Raw genomic sequence first — 18,404 nt, 5'->3', positions numbered from 1 at the left:
TCAGGTTCAGCTGATTCGGCCACCAGTCCTTGTTCGTCGTGCCGCTGCCTGCGGTGTGGTTGAACGGGCACTTCGATGGGTTCGACATGGACATTCTCCTTGGATGAGCGATGTTGCGTGGGTTCAGTGCCGCTGGTACTTCAGCAGCGGGCGTCCGTTCAGCGGCTGCGTGGCGCGCGCGTTGTGCGAGTAGTGCCGCGTGAACGCGTCGATGTCGGCCGCGGACAGCTCCATCGTGTCCTGCAGCACATACCATTCGACGTTCTCGGTGAGCGGAGGCGTCGTCAGCGAGCCGAGGTAGTGGTAATAGCTGTCGAGATCGTCCGGCATCAGCGCCGCGACGTCGAACGACGCCAGCGGCGACGCGACGCCGCGCCGCGCCGCGCGCACGATCGACGCGAACTGCGCGTTCTCGTTGCCGTCGCGATACAGCACCGCGACGACGGCAAGCCGGCCGTCCTGCGCGCGGAACACGAAATGGCCTTCGAGCGGATAACGCCGGCCGTCGATCGTGTGCTCGGCCGGCGCGTGGAAGTGCGCCTGAAGCAGCCGGAAGTGACGGCCGCGGATGATCACGTCGCTTTGCTTCGGCACGACCTGCACGGTGTGGCCGTTGTCCACGACGGTCGCGCCGCCCGTGGCGACGTGCACGACGATCGCGTCGTTCACGCCGGGCATGCGTTCGGCCTGCACGACGGTGCCCGACCGGATGTCGACCGGCGATTGCGAATCGCCCGACTCGATCTGCCAGGCCTGCTGATGCGCGTAATCGAAGTCGCGCGGGTCCTGCGTCGGTGCGGCGTCGGCCGCGGTCGCGCCGCTCGCGATTGCCGCGGCGAACAGCGGCAGCGTCGCGCGCCGGACTGCCGTGACGACCTGCGTCAGGTTGATTCGATGATTCAAACGGGATCCTCGATACGGGAAGGTGAAAGGAAATCGCTTGCGGCCGGCGCGAGATGCCTGCGCGACCGAAAGCCGGGATCAATTCATTATTCGTATCGGCCCGATGCGTTCCAATCAGACTCGTCTGATTCAAGCGCCATTCATGCGGCGCGTCGCGATTCGTGTGGATCGTGCGGATCGAGCGTGCGACGCAAACGTGCGCCGATGTAGGACCAGGCCGATTGTGTCGTCGTCTGCGTCTGCCCACAATGTGCCGGTCGAACGGTTGCATGGTGATCCGTTCGATACCTCGTATCCGAAGCTCGTCTTCGTTCCGAACGCCGCCCGAGGTGGGGCGGCGTCCTTTTTCCGTGTTCGACGCACGGCAACGAACGTGGCGCGCCGCGGGCAGACAGGGAATACGCGCGACGTCGTCGACGATTTCGATACACCCTCGAGCGCGCGACGCCGCCGGCGCCATCGCGTTTCATCGTTCATACGCGCAGCCTTCGTGCGCGGTCAATTATCAAGGACTCCATCATGAAGACTCGTATTCAAGCCATTCCCGCCGTGATCGCACTCGTCTGCGCCACCGGCATGACGGGCGCGGTCGCCGCCGAAGCCGGCGCGGCCCCGCTGCCGAAAGGCATCGTCGCGGTCGTGAACAACGCGCCGATCGTACAGAGCGACGTGGACACCATCGTGAAGGCGTCGGGCCAGCCCGATACGCCTGCGTTGCGCGATGCGGTGAAGCGCGACCTGATCGTGCGGCAACTGATCGAGCAGGCGGCCGACAAGGCGAACTACGGCAGCCGGCCCGAAGTCCAGGGCATCGTGTCGCGCGCGCGTGCGAGCGCGGCCGCCGATCTGTATCTGCGCGATGCGTTGGGCGCGCAGCGCGTGACCGATGCGCAGGTGAAGGCGCGCTACGACTACATCGTCGCGAATGCCGCGCAGTTCGAATACCGCGCGCAAGTGGTGGCCGTGGCCGATGCCGCGAAGGCGAATGCGGTGGCCGCCGAGCTGAAGCAGGGCGCGGCCTTCGATGCGGTCGCGAAGAAGTACAACACGACCGCGAACGCTGGCGTGGCGGAGTGGAGCGAACTGAAGACGCCGCTTGCCGAAGGCCACACGGCCGGGCTGCCGATGCCGCTCGCGCAGGCCATGACGTCGCTGAAGCCGGGCGCGGTGTCGGGCCCGGTGCAGATCGGCAATGCGTATGCGTTCGTGAAGCTCGCCGACAAGCGCCCGGTGGTCGTGCCGAGCTTCGACAAGGCCAAGCCGGTGCTGCGACAGCAACTGGAGCAGCAAGCCCAACAAAGCGCGATGGCCGCGCTGGTCGACAAGCTGGCCGCGCAGGCGACGATCGAGCAGTAACAGGCGCCGAAGAAAACGAGGCTCGGCGGGCTGTGAGCCCGCCGAGCCTTTTTTCTTCCGTGCATCGTTTCGCCGGCAATCGGCCGCTTCTTCCGCCATCGGAACCGCGCCGGGCGCCAACCGCAACGGCGTCATTCCACTGCGGACTAAGCCGCTTCGACGTGAATCATGAAGGCCACGGGCCCGTCGACGCGCGTCCCGTCGAGTGCGAGTTCGACGATCGCGGGCGTCGGCCCGCTGCAATCGATCGACGCCATTTCCATCCGGTCGAACCACGCGCAGTGCGCGACTTCCGCGGACGGACGCGCTCGCGCGTGCGCATCGAGATCCGCCAGGAACACGTGATGCAGCTTGTGCTTGCCGGCCGCGCGAAACAGGTAGCGCAGGTTCCGGCAGACGAGCCCGGTTTCTTCCGCGAGTTCGCGGCGAGCGGCGTCGCTCAGCGATTCGCCCGGTTTGGGTAGGCCGCCGGGTAGTGTCCAGCGGGCGTGCGGTCGGGCGACCAGCAGAATCCGGTCGCCGCGCCGGCACAGGACGGTGGCGCGTTGTTTCATGATGGTGTCGTCCGATGGCATGCGGCGAATGCCGCGGTTGGGAAAAAACGTCGCTTCGGGGAAGCGCCGTCAAGACGTTCGTGTCGAGACGTTTCCGATGCGAGGGCGTCGCGGGCGTCATGCCGGTTGCGGCGGACAGCCTTGCGCCGTGACGCGTTCCACTTTATGGACACGCTGTCGGCCACTCAATCGGCCCAGTCTTAAAAGCGTCGACAGATGACGCTTGGCGGGCCGCCGGCCGGGAAGCAGGCCACATAGACTCCGGTACGCCGTGTAGGCCTCGTCCGATTCCTTCGCCCCGCCGCCGGACAATAAGACCCGTCCGATAGAGATTCGCGTCCGACTCGCCTGTAATACGCAGCATCCGCCGATATCAAGCGGCATGAACTGGCGATGGAGGACAATCGACGAGTGATGCAGATAATGTGGTCAAGGGCGCGGTGGTCGGCACGATCGCGAGCGCGGCGACCGTCGCGCTCGTGCACTTCGTGATCGAGGCCGGCACGCGCTGGAGCGCCGGCGGCCTGGCGGTGACGCTGATCTCGGCGGTGCTGATGGCGTTCGTGCTGCTCGTGCCGCCAGCGTTCGCCGCATGGCGCAACCGGATGAACGCAATCGATCCGTTCTTCGAGCCCGAGGCGTTGAAGCCGATCCTGCAAGGCCGTGCGGTGGGTATCGTGCTCGGCATCGTATTCGGCATTTCGGTCGTGACGGGCTGGCAATGATGGCGACGAACGCGCCCACCCTGCTTGCGGCGGACCCGGCCGTGCGCCCGACCGTCAAGGTCATTTCGCTGCGCCGCAGCCACGCGCGCCGGCACGCGTTCCGCGCGAACAACCCGCATCTGGATTTCGAATTCGTCGACGCGATCGACGGACACGCACTCTCGGACGCCGCAATCACCGCATCCGGCCTGTTCGCGCCCGGGTTGCCGTACACGCGCGGTGCGTTCGGCATCGCGATGACCACGCATCGGCTGTGGAGCGACATCGCGTCGGGCCGCGAGCGGGTAACGATCGCGGAGGACGATGCGATCTTCCGGCCCGATTTCCACGACGCCACGCTGCAATTCCTGCGTGACGATCGCGGCCGGCACGATTTCATCGCATGGGGCTACAACTTCGATTCGATCTTGCGCGGTTCGATCTTCAACAGCCGCGCGCCGGTGACGATGCGCTTCGACGAAGCGGCGCTCGACGGCGCGATCGGCGATTTCCGGAACGACCGCGGCCCGGTGCTGGTGATGAACCTGCTCGAGTTCTACGGGATCTGTGCGTACACGATCTCGCCGGCCGGCGCGCGCTTCCTGCTCGATCGCTGCTTTCCGCTGCGGCCGGAGACGCTCTACTCGTACGGGCTGGGCCGGACGCTCGACAATTACGGCATCGACATCGTGATGAACAAGTTCTACGGCGCGATGCATAGCGCGGCCACCTTTCCGCCGCTCGCCGTGACGATGAATGCACGCGAGACGTCGACGATTCAGGCCTGACCCGATCGGACGCGACAACCGGCGACGTTGAATCGAAAGGGGCGCTTGCCTCGTACGTGCACCGGCACGCTTCGGCTGCCGCCCCGTTCGTCGTTGCGCGACGCGCGGTCAGACCGTCGCCGTGATACCGGCCGGGCCCGATTCCCCCGCGGCCCGCACCACGATTTCCACATGCTGGCCAAATGCCGCCAGCGTCAGCATCAGTTGATCCAGCGAAACGTTCCTGAGCCGCTCGCGCTGCTCGGGCGTGACCACCGGCCGGGCCATTTCCGCGAGCGCCGCGGCATCTTCGTCACTCAGGCCGCGCGACGCAATCAGCGCGTTGAGCTTCAGCGCAAGGACGGACTTGGCCTCCAGCTCCCCGACGTCGTAGAAATCGAAATCGGCCGGCACGGCGCCGGTGTAGTCATCCTGATCGTCGTAATTCATCGTGCTTCTCCCGTGATCGCCGAACACTGCGCGGCATCGAGCGGCGCCCTATCGGCGAGCCTGACATGCGGAACGACGCGGCGAGATTGAATGGATGTTTGCGTGTTGACGAAGCAGTCCCGGAAACGAATGGGTGCGCTATGATTCGCGTCAGCCATGGTCAACTCCTCTGTTGAGTTGGTGGTGGTCAGCGGCCTGCAGGTGTTTTACCCACCCGCAGGCCGCGCTCGTTGACGCGGCGGATGTCGATCGTTACTTCATCCAGGCGAAAACGTGCAACTACTTTAGCCAAGATTGAACGGCCGCGGGCAACGGGTGCGCGCGGTTTCAGCCGCGTTGACCATCAGGTCAGTGCCTCGCGTCCTTGCTGCTCAACGATTTCGCGGCGGCTGCGTCGGCTGGCCGATTCGTCGTTTCTTCACCGATGTGTTGAAAAGCGTGTCGATCGGCCGCGTCGAGGCACCCTGACGAACCGTTTTCACCGACGGGAAGAAATCCCAGCACGAATCGGTTCAGTCCTATTGGATGCAGGGTCCAATGACGTTAAGCTGGGTTTGCGCGGTGCCGTGGCATGGATTCGACGGCGGTCGCTGGGCCCGGCCGTTGCGCGAAGCTACGTTGGTTGTAGCACTACTCCTCACGCTGCCTTATGCGAGCGTCGAATCCCCGCCGGCGGTTGCCGCGCACTTCTTCCGCTCATCGTTCAGATGACGCGAAGCAAGCCGTCCTCCCGCTTCGCGCCTCCTTCATGCTCCATGCTTCACTCCGGCCGCAAGCGGATCGCCACGCTGCTGCGCGTGGTCGCCGGCGCGCCGCGCGAGCGCGGCTTGCGCGCAGCCGCGGTATTGCTCGAACTCCCGCGCGAACGCCACCGCGTCGCCGGCCAGCGCCAGCGCTTCCAGCGACGCGCAGAGGCCCGACACATCGCGCTCGCCGATCATCGCGAACGCGCCGCGCATACTGTGAATCTCCGCACGGGCGGCCTTCAGGTCGCCGTATTCCAGTGCACGCACGATCGCGGCATTGGCCCGGTTGGTCGCATCGACCAGCGCCGCGCACAGGTCGCGCGGCAGCGGCCCGCGCGTGCTCGCGGGCGCCGCCGCGATCGCGCGGCCCGGCCGCCACGGGCCCGTGTATTTCGCGATCGCCTGTTCGAGCGAGCGCAGCGACGTCGGCTTCGTGACGATCTCGTCGATGCCGGCTTCCTTCGACAGCCGCAACTCGTCCGGCTCCGCATGCGCGGTCACGGCCAGGATCGGCAGCGCGCGGCCGCGTTCGCGCAGCATCCGGGCGAGCGCATAGCCGTCGAGGCCCGGCATGTTGAGGTCGGTCATCACGATCGCGTAGTCGTGCCGTTCGACGAGATCGAGCGCCTGCGCCACGCCGGACGCGACGTCGGCGCGATAGCCGAGCACGTCGAGCTGATCGTGCACGAGCGAGCGGTTGACGGGGTTGTCGTCGACGAACAGCACGCGCAGGTCCGGCGTGTCGCCGCCGGCCGGCGCCGGCTGCATCCCGTGCTGATGGTCGAGCGGCAGCGGCAGCGACACGACGAAGGTCGAGCCGACGTTCGGCACGCTGTCCACGGCGATGCGCCCGCCCATCGATTCCGCGAGCTTGTTGCTCAGCGGCAGGCCGATGCCCGTGCCGCCGAAGCGGCGCGCGATCGATTCGTCGGCCTGCGCGAACGGCTCGAACACGCGTTCGAGCTGCGCGGGCGTCATGCCGATGCCGGAATCGCTGACGCGGATCATCACCGGCGTGCCGTCGGCCACCGGCGCCGTCACGGACAGCGCGACGGCGCCGCGATCGGTGAACTTGATCGCGTTGCTGACGAGATTGACGACGATCTGCCGCACCCGCAGCGGATCGCCGACATACGGCCGCGCCGCCTGCGCATCGACGTCCACGCGCAGCGCGACGCCCTTTGCACGCGCGACCGGCTCGAACAGCTCGGCGATGTCGCGCGCCAGCTCGTCGATGCGGAAGCTGGTCGCCTCGAGCGTCATCCGGTCGGCTTCGATCTTCGTCATGTCGAGCACGTTGTTCAGCATGTCGAGCAGCATCCGCGCGGCCGACGTGACCGCGTGCAGCCGCGACTTCTCGCGATTGCGGTCGGGCGCCTTGTCGAGCAGTTCGAGGTTGCCAAGCATCGCGTTCAGCGGCGTGCGGATCTCGTGGCTGATCGTTGCCAGGAACGTCGATTTCGCGCGGTTCGCGCTGTCGAGCGCGCGCTCGGTGTCGGCGCGCGTCGTGATGTCGGAGAAGCCGCACAGCAGCGTGTCCTTGCCGCGGTAGCGCACGCGCACGAAGTTGACGAGCAGGTCACGCGCGCGGCCGTCGTCGAGCGTCACCGGGAATTCCACGTCGAGCTGCACCGGCGCGCTGCCCGCGCCCTGCCGGTAGCGCGCGAGCAGGCGCTCGTGCAGCGGCGGCGCGCCGGCCGCGCTTTCGTACAGCTCGTGCATCCGGTTGCGCAGCAGCACCGCGTCGGTGTCGAGCGACACGAGCACGATGCCGAACGGCGACGTCGCGATGATCGCGCGGCTCATTTCATCGGTCTCGAACACGCGGCGCGAGCGGCGGAACACCGGCGCGAACACCTTCAGGTCGAACGCGATCACGAGCGCCCACAGCACGGCCAGGATCAGCGCGGCCACGCCGGTTTCGCGCACGATCGTCGGCCAGATCGCGATCGCGATCGTGCGCCACGAGTACGCATAGACGATCGCGAAGCCCGTGTCGGCGATCCGGTCGCTGATCGTGAACACGCCGTGCAGATAGCTTTCGTCGAAGCGGTCGAGGCCGCGCCGCCAGCCGTTCTCGGCGAGCGCGTGACGCATCAGCGCGGCGCCGTCGATCGACGCGCGCGTGCGGTCCTCGTCCAGCAGCACGCGGCCGGCCTGGTCGACCAGCATTACCACCGCGTCTTCCGGCGCCTGCTTGAGCCGGTCGTCGAGCAGGTTCACGTCGAGATCGCTGACGAAGGTCATGAAATGCCGCGGGCCGTCGAACGCCGGCTCGACGAGGCGGAACACCTTCTTGCCCGTGAGCGGGTCGATCGCGGGCGGCTCCCACGCGATGCGCCGCGTCGCGCGCCAGTAGCGCGCGACGGCCGGGTTCGACCAGTCGGCGACGTTGAACGCGAGCCGGTCGATCAGCGCGCGCGTGTCGGCCACGCCGATGCGCTCGAGCACGTCGCGATAGGGCATCGACGGCGGCGGCGTGATCGCGAGCACGTTGCGGTCGGGGCTGTACGCGTAGCCCGACAGCGGCATCCCCGATTGCCGTTCGGCGGCCGCCACCGAGATCGTGAGCCGCTCCATCAGTTGAACGTATTCGTCGGTTTCGTTGCCGGCCAGCGCGTCGGGCGTCACGGCGACGAAGATTTCGCTCACGTTGCGCAACGGCGACAGCACGACGTGGCCGTCGCGCGCGAGCGCCTCGGCCGCGCTGTGCGAATGGCGCGGATGGCTGTTCCACAACAGCTCCGCATTGATCACCGAGCGCCGCACCGACGCCTGTTTCGCGTCGATCTCGAGTTCGACGAGCGCCTTGTGCGTGGCGAACAGCTCGCGCCGCTTCGCGATGTAGTCGCGCACCGAGCCGTCGAGCAGCACGCTCGTCGCGAACAGGATCACGAGCGACAGCACCGCGGCCCCGCCGTACAGCGTGAAGCGCTGGTAGCGATGCAGCAGGCTCAGGTCGCGCGCTTCGCCGTCGATCGACGCGAACGGCGCGTTGGCGTCCGCCGGGGACGCGAACAGGTGTCGGATGGGCATGGGACGAATACCGTGAAATCAATGCGCGAATCGGGGCCGCACGCGAGACGAACGGCGAGAGCCGTCGGCGGACCGCGCGCGTAGCGATATCCGTAAGCCGTGTGGAATGGCAGGCGATTGCACTGCCGGCTCGGGGAACGAGCCAATTATCGTGATGGCAGGGCCGCCGGTATGTAGGGCAGTCCGAAGCAATTCGGCAACGGCGGTAGGACTGGTCCTAATTGTCGAGGCGAGCCTGCGCGCTGCGTTTATACGGTGCGAGCGGCGCGCATGTCAAACGATCGCGCGTTTCGCGGGCGTGCCGTGTCGCGTTTTCCTCGCGGAAGTGTCAGGCATCGTCATATTCGGACCAGTCTGAGTAAATAAGTTTTGTCGCGTCTGGCTGTCTGATTATCGAAAGGCGTTGCGAAAAATATATTGGCTCACGTAGCTCGAATCTCGTCTCACACTTTCGTATAGAGGCAATCAACGTGAACAAGACATACCGCACCGTCTGGAATCCGACGACGGGTACATGGGTCGCGGCGGCCGAAACGGCGCGCTCGCAAAAGAAATCGAACTCGACGATGCGTTCGTCGGTAACGGCTGCGGTCGCGGTCATGGCGGGCGTGGGCGGAAGCGCGATCGCGATCGATGCCGGAGCGCAGACGGCGAACGGGAATGGCGCGCTGAACCTGTGCGGGGGAGCGAACGGGGGGGTTGGCCATACGTTCGGCTACTCCGGCGCAACGACGAACGCAAACTGTTCGGTGATTGGTACCAACAATCCGGTCTACCGGGGGCATGCGCCTTCCTTTGTGCTGGGAAATGGTGGTGATCTGAATGGTGCGGCCGGGGTCGGCTCGACGGCGAGCACCGCATCGGTGGCCGGCAGCCGGGACGGTCATGTGATGATTTACGGTGCCAACGGCGTTCACATCACCGGCACGACGGATTTCGCCAACGCCGTCAGCATGACGAATAACCGCATCCAGAACCTGGCTGCCGGTACGGCGGGCACGGATGCGGTCAACTTGAATCAGCTGAATGCCGCGATCGCGGCGACGGATGACAAGTTTGTGGCCATCAGTACCGGAACGTATGCGGCCGACGTGGCCGCCAGCGCTGCCAGCAGTGCAACCGCCATCGGCGCGAACGCAAGCGCTGCCGGCACGTCGGCAGTGGCACTCGGCGGCAATACTACGGCTAGCGCGACGAATGCGGTGGCGCTCGGGACGCTCGCGCGTGCAACCAGTGCCGAAACGACCGCGGTTGGCGTAGGCGCGGCGGCCACCGGGCAGAACGCGTCGGTGCTGGGGCGCGGCGCGTTGGCGAGCGGCGGAAATTCGGTCGCGCTCGGTGCGTTCTCCGTTGCCGATCGGGCAAATTCCGTGTCCGTCGGCACGGCCGCGAGCCAGCGCCAGATCACGAACGTCGCGGCCGGCACGGTGGGTACGGACGCGGTCAACGTGAATCAGCTGAACGCCGCGATTGCCGCGAGCGATCCGTATTTCATGGTCAACAGCACCAGCGCCAATCACGCAAATGCGACGGGCGCCAATGCGGTTGCCATCGGACAAAACGTGACGTCCAGCGGCTCCAGTTCCGTGGCGCTCGGATCCGCAACGGCAGCCGGCGGCTTTCACTCGGTCGCGATCGGCGCGTCGGCGAGTACGGTCGGCGACAGCAACGTGGCGCTCGGCGATGGCGCCGCGGTCGCGCAGAGCAACCGTTTCGTTCCGACGAGCGGCGTAGCCATCGGTACCAACGCTCGAGTCATCGACGGCGACATTACCGGCGCGACCGGCTCGATCGCGATCGGCAATAGCGCGACGGCCGGTGGAACGGGCACGATCGCAATCGGTACCAATGCGCGACACACCGGATCGGGTGCGACGGTTCTGGGCTCCAACGCCAGCGCGATGGGCGGGGGTGCAGGCGTCGCAGTGGGCTCGGGCAGTTCTGCCGCGGGCAGCTCGTCGGTCGCGACGGGCCCGAACGCCACGGCCACCGGCACGGGCTCGGTTGCAATCGGCAGTTCTGCCGCAACCGCGGGCAACAACAGCGTGGCGCTCGGCAATACCGCTGCCGGCAGCGCGATCAATACCACCGCGATCGGCAGCAACGCCAAGGCGACCGGCACCAACGCGACCGTGCTCGGCCAGAGCGCGTCCGCGAGCGGCCTGTCGGCGGTCGGCATCGGTTTCCGTGCGAATGCGCAGGCAGACAACTCGGTCGCGCTCGGCATGGATTCCGTCGCGAACCGGAACAACACCGTTTCCGTCGGTTCGGCCACGCAGCAGCGCCAGATCACGAACCTCGCGGCCGGCACGGCCGGGACCGACGCGGTGAACGTTGCTCAACTGAACGCCGCGATCGCGAACGTCGGCGGCAGCAATCCGTACGTCAAGGCGAATGGCGCCGGTGACGGCAGCGATGACGCCAGCGCCACCGGCGTCGGCTCGGTGGCCATCGGCTCGAACGCGAAGACGCTGGTCGACGGCGGCGTCGCGGTCGGCCGCAGCGCCACGGCTGGCATGGCCAACAGTGTCGCGATCGGTAATGACGCGGTCGCTTCGCAGGATGGCGTGGCGATCGGTCGGGATGCCCGTGCGCAAAACGCGAACGCGATTTCGATCGGTGCGGGTTCGGCGGCCGGCCAGAACGGCACGTCGCTCGGCAATAACGCGCTTGCCGGTTCGAATGCGCTTGCGTTGGGCACCAATGCATCGGCCACCGGCAACAATTCCGTCGCCCTGGGTAACGGATCGGTCGCGCTGGCGGACAACACGGTATCGGTCGGTAGCGCCGGCAACGAACGCAAGATCGTGAACGTGGCGGACGGTACGCTGTCGGCCACGAGCAAGGACGCGGTAAACGGCGCGCAACTGTTCGCGACGAACACGCGCGTCGGTTCGCTGGAAGATTCGCTCGCGAGGGGTGGCGTGATCGACCCGGTCACGGGCGAATCGCTGGCGGTGGTGTACGACGGCACCGCGAAGGACAAGGTCACGCTGGGCGGCGGCACGGCCGGCACGACGCTGTCGAACGTGAAGGCAGGCGTGGCGGACAAGGACGCAGTGAACGTGAGCCAGTTGAAGGGCTCGGGCCTGGTCGGCGACGACGGCAGCGCGATCGCCGCGGTCACGTACAACCGCAACGCGGACGGCACGCCGAACTACGACGCGGTGACGCTGGGCGGCGGCAAGTCGACCGGGCCCGTGACGCTGTCGAACGTGGCGGACGGTGTGAACCGCAATGACGCGGTGAACCTCGGTCAGTTGCAGGATTCCGGCCTCGTTGCGCCGGTCGATCCGACGAACCCGGGTGCGGGTGTGACGTCGCTCGCGGTGACGTATGGCAAGAACGCGGATGGCTCGGCGAACTTCGACGAAGTGAAGTTGAAGGGCACGAACGGCACGACGCTGGCCAACGTGAAGGCCGGCGTTGCCGACACGGACGCGGTGAACGTGAGCCAGTTGAAGGGCTCGGGCCTGGTCGGCGACGACGGCAAGGCGATCGCCGCGGTCACGTACAACCGTAACGCGGACGGCACGCCGAACTACAACGCGGTGACGTTGGGCGGCGGCAAGTCGGCCGGCCCTGTGACGCTGTCGAACGTGGCCACGGGTGTCGCGGCGACCGACGCGGTCAACGTGCAGCAGTTGCAGCAGACCGTGGCCAACGGCAACCCGTATATCGGCGGGCGCGGCACGGGTGTCGCCGCGCAGGCGACGGGCCTCAACGCCATCGCGCTGGGCCTCGGCTCGGTCGCGGACGAGATCCGCACGGTTTCCGTGGGTAACAGCGCAACGGGCCTGCAACGTCGCATTACAAACGTGCAGAACGGCGAGGCAGACAGCGATGCGGCGACCGTCGGTCAGGTCAACGATCTGATGGGTATTGCGTCGACGAACGCGCAGGCGGCTATCGACAACGTCAGCACGACGACCACGCAAGCCATTCAGGACGTGAATAGCCGACTGGATGCGATCGGCACGCTCGCGGGCACCGATCCGTATGTTCAGGTCGACGGTCTCGGCGACGGCAGCGACAACGCATCCGTTCGTGCGGGCACGTATGGCGTGGCGATTGGCGCGGAAGCCAGCGCCACCGGCGATACGGCGATCGCGATCGGCGCACAGTCGCGTTCGACGGGCTCCGGTTCGGTCGCGCTCGGCGCGGGTGCCTCGGCAACGGGTACGGGCGCCGTCGCATTCGGAAGCGGCGTGGCGACCGGTACGAGCGCGATCGCGCTGGGCAATGGCACGAACGCGTCGGGCAACAACGCGGTCGCCGCGGGCTTCAACGCGCGAGCCGCGGGCGTCAACGCCCTCGCGCTCGGCAATACGGCGCGGGCCAACGCGGCCGACTCCCTGGCATTCGGCACGGGTGCGCAGGTCGATCCGCTCGCCACGAACTCGATCGCCATCGGCCGCCAGTCCAGCGTCACCGGCACGGCATTGAACTCGGTCGCACTGGGCGCGAGCTCGGTGGCGGATCGGCTGAACTCGGTCTCGGTGGGTTCGACCGGGCAGCAGCGTCAGATCATTTATGTCGCGCGCGGTACGGCCAACGCCGATGCGGTGAACGTGAGCCAGTTGAAGGACGCGGTGGCGGCCTTCGGCGGCAATGCATCGGTGGGCGCGGACGGCTCCATCGTGAACCCGACGTACACCATCGGCGGCACCACCTATCGCAACGTGGGCGATGCGCTCGACGCGCTGGCCAATCTGGGCGGCGGGGGCGGCGGAACCGATCCGCTGGCCGTCACCTATGGCAGGAACAGCGACGGCACGCCGAACTTCGAAGTGGTCACGCTCAAGGGCACGGACGGCACGACGCTGTCGAACGTGAAGGCCGGCGTTGCGGACAAGGACGCGGTGAACGTGAGCCAGTTGAAGGACTCGGGCCTGATCGGTGGTGACGGCAAGGCGATCGCGGCGGTCACGTATGACCGTAACGCGGACGGCTCGCCGAACCTCGGTTCCGTCACGCTGGGCGGCGGCGCGAATGGCACGACGCTGTCGAACGTGAAGGCCGGCGTTGCAGATAAGGACGCGGTGAACGTGAGCCAGTTGAAGGGCTCGGGGCTGATCGGCGACGACGGCAAGTCGATCGCGGCGGTCACGTACGACCGTAACGCTGACGGCACGCCGAACCTCGGTTCGGTCACGCTGGGTGGCGGCACGGCCGGCACGACGCTGTCGAACGTGAAGGCCGGTGTTGCGGACAAGGACGCAGTGAACGTGAGCCAACTGAAGGGCTCTGGCCTGATCGGCGACGACGGCAAGGCAATTGCCGCGGTGACGTATGACCGTAACGCGGACGGTACGCCGAACTATCGTTCGGTGACGCTGGGTGACGGCACGAACCCGACGCAACTGAAGCATGTGGCGAACGCAACGGAAGACAGCGACGCGCTGAACCTCGGTCAGTTGAAGGACTCGGGCCTGGTGGGCGACGACGGCAGCGGTAACCTGACGTCGCTGGCGGTGACGTACGACAGCGCGACGAAGGACAAGGTCACGCTGGGCGGCGGCACGGACGGCACGACGCTGACCAACGTGAAGGCCGGCGTTGCAGATAAGGACGCGGTAAACGTGAGCCAGTTGAAGGGCTCTGGCCTGATCGGCGACGACGGCAAGGCGATCGCCGCGGTCACGTACGACCGCAACACGGACGGTACGCCGAACTACCGTTCGGTGACGCTGGGCGACGGCACGAACGCGACGCAGCTGAAGCACGTGGCGAACGCAACCGAAGACAGCGACGCGCTGAACCTCGGTCAGCTGAAGGACTCGGGCCTGGTGGGCGACGACGGCAGCGGTAACCTGACGTCGCTGGCAGTGACGTACGACAGCGCGACGAAGGACAAGGTCACGCTGGGCGGCGGCACGGACGGCACGACGCTGGCCAACGTGAAGGCCGGTGTTGCGGACAAGGACGCAGTGAACGTGAGTCAGCTGAAGGGCTCGGGCCTGATCGGCGACGACGGCAAGGCGATCGCCGCGGTCACGTACGACCGTAACGCGGACGGCTCGCCGAACTACCGTTCGGTCACGCTGGGCGACGGTACGAACCCGACGCAGTTGAAGCATGTTGCGAACGCAACGGAAGACAGCGACGCGCTGAACCTGGGTCAGCTGAAAGATTCGGGCCTGGTGGGCGATGACGGCAGCGGTAACCTGACGTCGCTGGCAGTGACGTACGACAGCGCGACGAAGGACAAGGTCACGCTGGGCGGCGGCACGGACGGCACGACGCTGGCCAATGTGAAGGCAGGCGTTGCGGACAAGGACGCAGTGAACGTGAGCCAGTTGAAGGGCTCGGGCCTGATCGGCGACGACGGCAAGTCGATCGCGGCGGTCACGTACGACCGTAACGCGGACGGCTCGCCGAACTACCGTTCGGTGACGCTGGGCGACGGCACGAACGCGACGCAACTGAAGCATGTGGCGAACGGTACGGATCGTCAGGACGCTGTGAACCTCGGTCAGTTGCAGGATTCGGGCCTCGTTGCGCCGGTTGATCCGACGAACCCGGGTGCGGGCGTGACATCGCTGGCGGTGACGTATAGCCAGAACGCGGACAATTCGGCGAACTACGACGAAGTGAAGCTGAAGGGCACGAACGGCACGACGTTGACGAACGTGAAGGCCGGTGTGGCCGACGCGGACGCAGTGAACGTGAGCCAACTGAAGGGCTCTGGCCTGATCGGCGACGACGGCAAGGCAATTGCCGCGGTGACGTATGACCGTAACGCGGACGGTACGCCGAACTATCGTTCGGTGACGCTGGGTGACGGTACGAACCCGACGCAGTTGAAGCATGTTGCGAACGCAACCGAAGACAGCGACGCGCTGAACCTCGGTCAGCTGAAGGACTCGGGCCTGGTGGGCGACGACGGCAGCGGCAACCTGACGTCGCTGGCAGTGACGTACGACAGCGCGACGAAGGACAAGGTCACGCTGGGCGGCGGCACGGCCGGCACGACGCTGACGAACGTGAAGGCCGGTGTTGCCGACGCGGACGCAGTGAACGTGAGCCAGTTGAAGGGCTCGGGCCTGATCGGCGACGACGGCAAGGCGATCGCCGCGGTCACTTACAACCGCAACGCCGACGGCTCGACGAACTACGACGCGGTGACGCTCGGCGGCGGCAAGTCGGCCGGCCCGGTGACGCTGTCGAACGTGGCGGACGGTGTGAACCGCAATGACGCGGTGAACCTCGGTCAGTTGCAGGATTCGGGCCTCGTTGCGCCGGTCGATCCGACGAACCCGGGTGCGGGCGTGACGTCGCTCGCGGTGACGTACGGCAAGAACGCGGATGGCTCGGCGAACTTCGACGAAGTGAAGTTGAAGGGCACGAACGGCACGACGCTGGCCAACGTGAAGGCCGGTGTTGCCGACGCGGATGCGGTGAACGTGAGCCAGTTGAAGGGCTCGGGCCTGATCGGCGACGACGGCAAGGCGATCGCCGCGGTCACATACAACCGCAACGCCGACGGCTCGCCGAACTACGACGCGGTGACGCTCGGCGGCGGCAAGTCGGCCGGCCCGGTGACGCTGTCGAACGTGGCGGACGGTGTGAACCGCAATGACGCGGTGAACCTCGGTCAGTTGCAGGATTCGGGCCTGGTTGCGCCGGTCGATCCGACGAACCCGGGTGCGGGCGTGACGTCGCTCGCGGTGACGTACGGCAAGAACACGGACGGCTCGGCGAACTTCGACGAAGTGAAGCTGAAGGGCACGAACGGCACGACGCTGGCGAACGTGAAGGCCGGTGTTGCCGACGCGGATGCGGTGAACGTGAGCCAGTTGAAGGGCGCTGGCCTGATCGGCGACGACGGCAAGGCGATCGCCGCGGTCACGTACGACCGCAACACGGACGGCACGCCGAACTACAACGCGGTGACGCTGGGCGGCGGCAAGTCGGCCGGCCCGGTGCAGTTGAAGAACGTCGCGGCCGGCACGGACGGCACCGACGCGGTGAACGTGGCGCAGTTGAAGGACGCTGGCCTCGTCGCGCCGGTCGATCCGACGAACCCGGGTGCGGGTTTGGCATCGCTCGCGGTGACGTACGGCACGAACGCGGACGGTTCGGCGAACTTCGACGAAGTGAAGCTGAGGGGCGCGAACGGCACGACGCTGACGAACGTGCAGGCCGGCGCGGTGAACGCGGCGAGCACGGACGCGGTGAACGGCTCGCAGTTGTACGGCGTGTCGAAGAGCGTCGCGGATTCGCTGGGCGGCGGCTCGGCCGTCGACGCCAACGGCAACGTGACGGCGCCGACGTATTCGCTGACCGATCCGGCCAACGCCGCGACGAAGGTCGACTACCGCAACGTCGGCGACGCGCTCGACAACCTGGATGGCCGTGTTGCGACCAACACGCAGAACATCACGGTCATCAACAACCAGCTTGCCGATTCGGGCCTGGTGGATCCGGTGACGGGTCAATCGATCGCCGCGGTGACGTACGACCGCAACGCGAACGGCACGCCGAACTACAACGCGGTGACGCTGGGCGGCGGCAAGTCGGCCGGCCCGGTGCAGTTGAAGAACGTCGCGGCCGGCACGGACGATACCGACGCGGTGAACGTCGCGCAGCTGAAGGACGCTGGCCTCGTCGCACCGGTCGATCCGACGAATCCGGGTGCGGGCGTGACGTCGCTGGCGGTGACGTACAGCCAAAACGCGGACGAATCGGCGAACTTCGACGAAGTGAAGCTGAAGGGCACGAACGGCACGACGCTGACGAACGTGGCCGCGGGTGCGGTGAACGCGACCAGCACGGACGCGATCAACGGCTCGCAGTTGCACGGCACCGCGCAGAGCGTGGCCGACACGCTGGGCGGCGGCACGACGGTCGATGCGGACGGCAAGCTCGCCAACGCGTCTTTCGAGGTCAAGGGCAACCGCTACTCGACGGTCGAGCAGGCGATCCAGGCCGCGGCGGCATACGGCGCGACCGATTCGCTCGCGGTGCGTTACGACCTGAATGCCGACGGCACGCCGAACTACGGCTCGGTGACCCTCGGCGGCACGGGTGCGGCGCCGGTGAAGCTGACGAACGTCGCGGACGGCACGAGCCAGTACGACGCGGTGAACTTCGGGCAGTTGAGCGCGCTGAACGACAAGATCGGCGATCTCGACGACCGCGTCGGCGGCCTCGAGCTGCGACCGGGCAACCCGGGTGACGGCAACGGCGGCGGTTCGGGCACCAACCCGTACTTCGGCGCGACCGACCAGACCGCGGGCGGCTCGTCGGCGGCGAACCCCGGCACCGGCACCGGCAACGTGGCGGCAGGTTCGGGCTCGTCGGTCGGCACCGGCGTGAACGACGGCACGGCCATCGGCTCCGGCTCGAAGGTGGCCGCCGGCGGCGGCACGGCCATCGGCGCGGGCTCGGCCGCGAACGGCGAGAACGCGACGTCGATCGGCCACGGCTCGAACGCGACCGGCAGCGGTTCGGTGGCGATCGGCTCGGGCGCCGTGGCGAACGAGGCGAACACCGTTTCGTTCGGCGACGGCACCGACACCGGCAACCGCCGCGTCGTGAACATCGCGGACGGTATCAACGCGAACGACGGCGCGACGAAGGGCCAGCTCGACCGTGCGGTCGGCGGTCTGTCGGGCCAGATCAACGATGTGTCGAGGAACGCGTACTCGGGTATCGCGGCAGCCACCGCGCTGACGATGATCCCGGGCGTGGATCCGGGCAAGACGCTGTCGTTCGGTGTCGGCGGCGCGACCTACAAGGGCTATCAGGCGGTGGCGTTCGGCGGCGAGGCTCGCATCACGCAGAACCTGAAGATGAAGGCCGGCGTGGGTCTGTCGAGCGGCGGCAACACGGTTGGCGTGGGCGCGTCGTACCAGTGGTAAGGCGCGGGGCGGGGCCGTGCGC

Annotated in this window: 8 protein-coding genes; 4 read left to right on the top strand and 4 right to left on the bottom strand. The window is 67.1% G+C overall.

The features are described 5' to 3' along the window. Positions 1-123 precede the first annotated feature (123 nt). On the bottom strand, positions 124-903 hold the full coding sequence (locus C5F75_RS30030) for a carbonic anhydrase (protein WP_104013180.1): 780 nt from the start codon (positions 901-903) through the stop codon (positions 124-126). Positions 904-1,422: 519 nt separating this feature from the next. Here C5F75_RS30030 and C5F75_RS30025 point away from each other — a divergent pair. Beyond that, positions 1,423-2,259 (top strand): peptidylprolyl isomerase, encoded by an 837-nt coding sequence (locus C5F75_RS30025; RefSeq protein ID WP_104013179.1) that lies wholly within the window; start codon positions 1,423-1,425, stop codon positions 2,257-2,259. Between the two features lie 146 nt (positions 2,260-2,405). On the opposite strand, the gene C5F75_RS30020 is transcribed toward C5F75_RS30025, so the two are convergent. Beyond that, positions 2,406-2,813, bottom strand: coding sequence for an NUDIX hydrolase (locus C5F75_RS30020; RefSeq protein ID WP_099317845.1), 408 nt, complete (start codon positions 2,811-2,813; stop codon positions 2,406-2,408). Between the two features lie 425 nt (positions 2,814-3,238). On the opposite strand from C5F75_RS30020, the gene C5F75_RS30015 reads away from it, so the two are divergent. Together C5F75_RS30015 and C5F75_RS30010 are read left to right on the top strand one after the other, a co-directional pair. Next, complete coding sequence (locus C5F75_RS30015; protein WP_104013178.1) at positions 3,239-3,538, top strand: hypothetical protein; 300 nt, start codon at positions 3,239-3,241, stop codon at positions 3,536-3,538. Then, entirely contained in the window at positions 3,535-4,305 is a 771-nt protein-coding gene (locus C5F75_RS30010; RefSeq protein WP_059576337.1) for a glycosyltransferase family 25 protein, read from the top strand. The genes C5F75_RS30015 and C5F75_RS30010 overlap by 4 nt, the downstream gene beginning before the upstream one ends. Before the next feature lie 108 nt (positions 4,306-4,413). Here the strand turns inward: C5F75_RS30010 and C5F75_RS30005 are convergent, their stop codons facing one another. Both C5F75_RS30005 and C5F75_RS30000 read right to left on the bottom strand, forming a co-directional pair. Beyond that, positions 4,414-4,734: a helix-turn-helix domain-containing protein gene (locus tag C5F75_RS30005; protein ID WP_059576333.1), complete on the bottom strand. Its 321-nt coding sequence runs from the start codon at positions 4,732-4,734 to the stop codon at positions 4,414-4,416. A gap of 746 nt (positions 4,735-5,480) precedes the next feature. Then, positions 5,481-8,516: an ATP-binding protein gene (locus C5F75_RS30000; RefSeq protein ID WP_104013177.1), complete on the bottom strand. Its 3,036-nt coding sequence runs from the start codon at positions 8,514-8,516 to the stop codon at positions 5,481-5,483. A gap of 470 nt (positions 8,517-8,986) precedes the next feature. Between C5F75_RS30000 and C5F75_RS29995 the strand changes: the two genes are divergently transcribed. Further along, positions 8,987-18,382 carry a YadA-like family protein gene (locus C5F75_RS29995; protein WP_258048618.1) on the top strand — a complete coding sequence of 3,132 codons (9,396 nt, stop codon included), beginning with the start codon at positions 8,987-8,989 and terminating at the stop codon, positions 18,380-18,382. The last annotated feature ends 22 nt before the right edge of the window (positions 18,383-18,404 follow it).

It is taken from the genome of Burkholderia anthinoferrum, from assembly GCF_002925705.1.
GTDB classification, from domain to species: Bacteria; Pseudomonadota; Gammaproteobacteria; order Burkholderiales; family Burkholderiaceae; genus Burkholderia; species Burkholderia semiarida.
Note: the sequence above shows the minus strand (reverse complement) of the source record. Positions and strands in the feature narration are given on the sequence as shown.